This is a genomic window from Candidatus Nanopelagicales bacterium, from assembly GCA_037045355.1.
Classification (GTDB): domain Bacteria; phylum Actinomycetota; class Actinomycetes; order S36-B12.
The window spans coordinates 1-3,245 of record JBAOHO010000015.1; the positions used below are offsets into that span (position 1 = coordinate 1).

Consider the following 3,245-nt stretch of genomic DNA (forward strand, 5'->3'; position numbering starts at 1 on the left):
AGCAGAGCCCGGGCGGCGCACTCCCGGAAGCGGGCGGCGAACAGCGCGGACCCCCCGATGAGCGTGGTCAGCCGCGGGCCGACCTCGTCGGGGTCTACCCGAATGAGGTCGATCAGGTCCGGCAGCGTGTCCAGCGAACCGTCGTCGGGCAGTCGCATCACGATGCCGTCATCGGCCGCCATGACCTGCCCATCGAGGTTGAATCGCTGTTCGATCCGGTCGCTGAGGATCAGCGCCCAAGGCGCATGCACCCGAGCGCCGAACGGGGAGTGCAGCACGATGCGTCGATCACCGAGTTCATCGCGGAACTGCTCGACGACCACCGACGCGGTACCGGGAAGCGTGCCGGTCGCGGCGATCTGTTCGTCCAGATACTCGCGCAGGTTGGATGCGGCGGCGGTGTCCAGCGTGCCGGGAAACGCGGCTTGCCCCGCGATGTAGGAGTCCAGGAACCGCCCGATCGCCTCGCCGAGCACAGCGGGACGACCGATTGAGTCGCCGTGCCAGAACGGGAGTTTGGCGGGCTGTCCCGGAGCGGGGCTGACCAGCACCCGGTCCGCCGTGATGTCTTCGATGCGCCAACTCGAACTCCCGAGAGCGAAGACGTCGCCGACCCGGGATTCATAGACCATTTCCTCATCGAGTTCACCGACCCGCTTGTTGTTGTCCGCGCCGACCAGGAACACCCCGAAATGACCTCGATCGGGGATCGTTCCCGCATTGGTGACGGCGAGACGTTGTGCGCCCGGTCGTGCGGTCACGGTGTTCGTGGTCCGGTCCCATACGATTCGCGGTCGCAGACTGGCGAACTCCTCCGAGGGGTAGCGGCCCGCCAGCATGTCGACGACAGCTTCGAAAGCAGCTCGGGGCAACTCCGCATACGGCTGGGCGTGGCGCACCAGTGCGAAGAGTTGGTCCAGATCCCAGGGATCCATCGCCACGATGGCCACGATCTGCTGCGCCAGCACATCCAGGGGATGCCGAGGTGGATTGAGAGGTTCCAGGTCGCCGGCGAGCATGCCGGTCACGGTCACGGCGGCTGCGAGCAGATCGCCACGATGAGTCGGATACACGACGGCCCGTGACACCGCTCCGACCTGATGGCCCGCACGCCCGACCCGCTGCAGTCCGGACGCCACTCCCGGTGGACTTTGCACCTGAATCACGAGATCGACCGAGCCCATGTCGATACCGAGCTCGAGACTGCTCGTCGCCACAACAGCTCCGAGATGACCCGCCTTGAGATCGTCCTCGATCTCGCGTCGGTGTTCTTTGCTCACACTTCCGTGGTGGGCCCGGGCGAGCACAGGGGGAGCGCCGGAGGATTGACCAGCCTGAGCCATGACCGCAGCGGGGGTCGTCGTCGCGGCTGTTCGACTGTCGGCGACATCCTCGATCCACATCTCGTTCAGTCGGGTCGTCAGCCGCTCGGACAGTCGGCGTGAGTTCGTGAACACCAAGGTCGCAGAAGTGCCTTCGATCCGGTCGAGGATCGCCCGCTCGACGTGTGGCCACACCGAAGGGGTACGCGCCTCGTCGTCGTCGGCAGCTGCCGGCGGATTGGCGAGGTCCGGTACCGGCACAGTGACGGTCAGCTCCAAGGTCTTGTCCGCCGGCGGGGCGACGACTGTGACCGGTCGGCCGCCGGAAAGGAACGCCGCAACCAGTTCGACGGGGCGGACGGTGGCCGAACAGCCGATTCGCTGGAACCCACCGGTCAGGTGGGCCAGGCGCTCCAGACTCACCGCGAGGTGGGAACCGCGTTTGTCGCCGGCCAGGGCGTGGATCTCGTCCACGATCACGGTGTGGACTGACGTCAAGGTGTCCCGGGCCTGCGAGGTCAACATCAGGAACAGGGATTCGGGGGTCGTGATCAAGATGTCGGGCGGGTGCGTGATGAGGCGGCGGCGTTCACCGGCACTGGTGTCCCCGGTACGCACTCCGACCGAGACGGGGCGCAGATCGGGGTCCAGACGTTTCAGTCCCGCCAGCGGGCTGCGCAGGTTGCGTTCGATGTCCACCGCCAGCGCTTTCAGCGGTGACACGTACACCACGGAAGTGCCGGTGGGCCCGTTCTTCCCGCCGTCGTCGGTGGCAGGCGTGGTCGCCAGCCGATCGATGGCCCACAGGAAGGCAGCCAACGTCTTTCCGGAGCCCGTCGGCGCGACCACCAAGGTGTCGTCGCCCGAGGCGATCGCTGCCCAGGCGTCTGATTGGGCAGCGGTCGGCGCGGCGAAGGACTCGGTGAACCACTGCCGCGTGACATCCGAGAACTGCGCGGGCAGACCGGCGGCGACGGGGGTGGGCATGCGTCATCGTCACCCCTGAGCCTGACCCGAGCCAAACTGATGGACGCCGGGAATCGTGAGGCCGGGCGTGGATGGCAGACTGCGACGCATGCGGCTGACGGAGTTCTGGCGCCGGATGGACGAAGTCTTCGGCCCCTCCTACGCGCCATCCTGGGCGGCCGACGTCGCCTTGGCGGAGCTCGATGGCTGCACGGTGCAAGAGGCACTGGCTCACGGAGTCGCCGCGAAGAAGGTGTGGCGGGCGGTGTGTGCCCAGGTGGAAGTACCTCCCCACCTGACGTAGTGGTCTCGACCTGCGTTGGTGGCACCGACACGCCGCAGCGAAATCCACCGTTCGAACATGTGTTCGCCTAGAGTCGTGGCGTCACAGTCCATCGGGCGCCCTCAGTGGGTGTCCCTGAGCAAGTATCCACAGGAGCACCGCGACAGCACTGCGGTGTCGGACCCCGCCCCTAAGGTGCACACCATCACCGGCCGCACCAGATGAGCAAAGGAAGACCAAGACCATGGCTCCCAGCACCAGCACCACCAACGGCACCGCCAAGGGCAAGACTGCCGCATCCAACGGCAAGAACGGATCCCGCAGCGAGGCCACGACTGTAGTACAGCGGCTTGACACCAAATCGATCGCGCGAGCCAAAAATCAGCCGATGTCGACGATCATAGATCACAAACGCCCACATGCCATTGAGTTTGGACAAGCACTCACGACCCCATTCACGATATGCCGCAAGCAGGACCTCGCTGTCCCCGCTGGACCGAAACTGGTACCCCAATTGACGAAGTTCCGATCGCAATTCGACATAATTGAAGATTTCGCCGTTGAAGACCAGCACATACTGCCCATCCTCACTGACCATGGGCTGATGGCCCGCTTCGGACAAATCAAGAATCGAAAGACGACGAAATCCCATTCCCACAGCACCATCCAAGCAA

3 protein-coding genes are annotated in these 3,245 nt (G+C 65.2%); 1 reads left to right on the forward strand and 2 read right to left on the reverse strand.

What is annotated here, in order from left to right; translation table 11 throughout:
* The coding region (locus V9E98_09755; protein MEI2717262.1) for a DEAD/DEAH box helicase at positions 1 to 2,309 on the reverse strand (2,309 nt) is incomplete at its 3' end.
* A gap of 88 nt (positions 2,310 to 2,397) precedes the next feature.
* Between V9E98_09755 and V9E98_09760 the strand changes: the two genes are divergently transcribed.
* Positions 2,398 to 2,592, forward strand: coding sequence for a DUF3046 domain-containing protein (locus V9E98_09760; GenBank protein MEI2717263.1), 195 nt, complete (start codon positions 2,398 to 2,400; stop codon positions 2,590 to 2,592).
* A 184-nt stretch (positions 2,593 to 2,776) separates the two neighbouring features.
* Here V9E98_09760 and V9E98_09765 read toward each other — a convergent pair.
* The coding region (locus tag V9E98_09765; GenBank protein ID MEI2717264.1) for a hypothetical protein at positions 2,777 to 3,245 on the reverse strand (469 nt) is incomplete at its 5' end.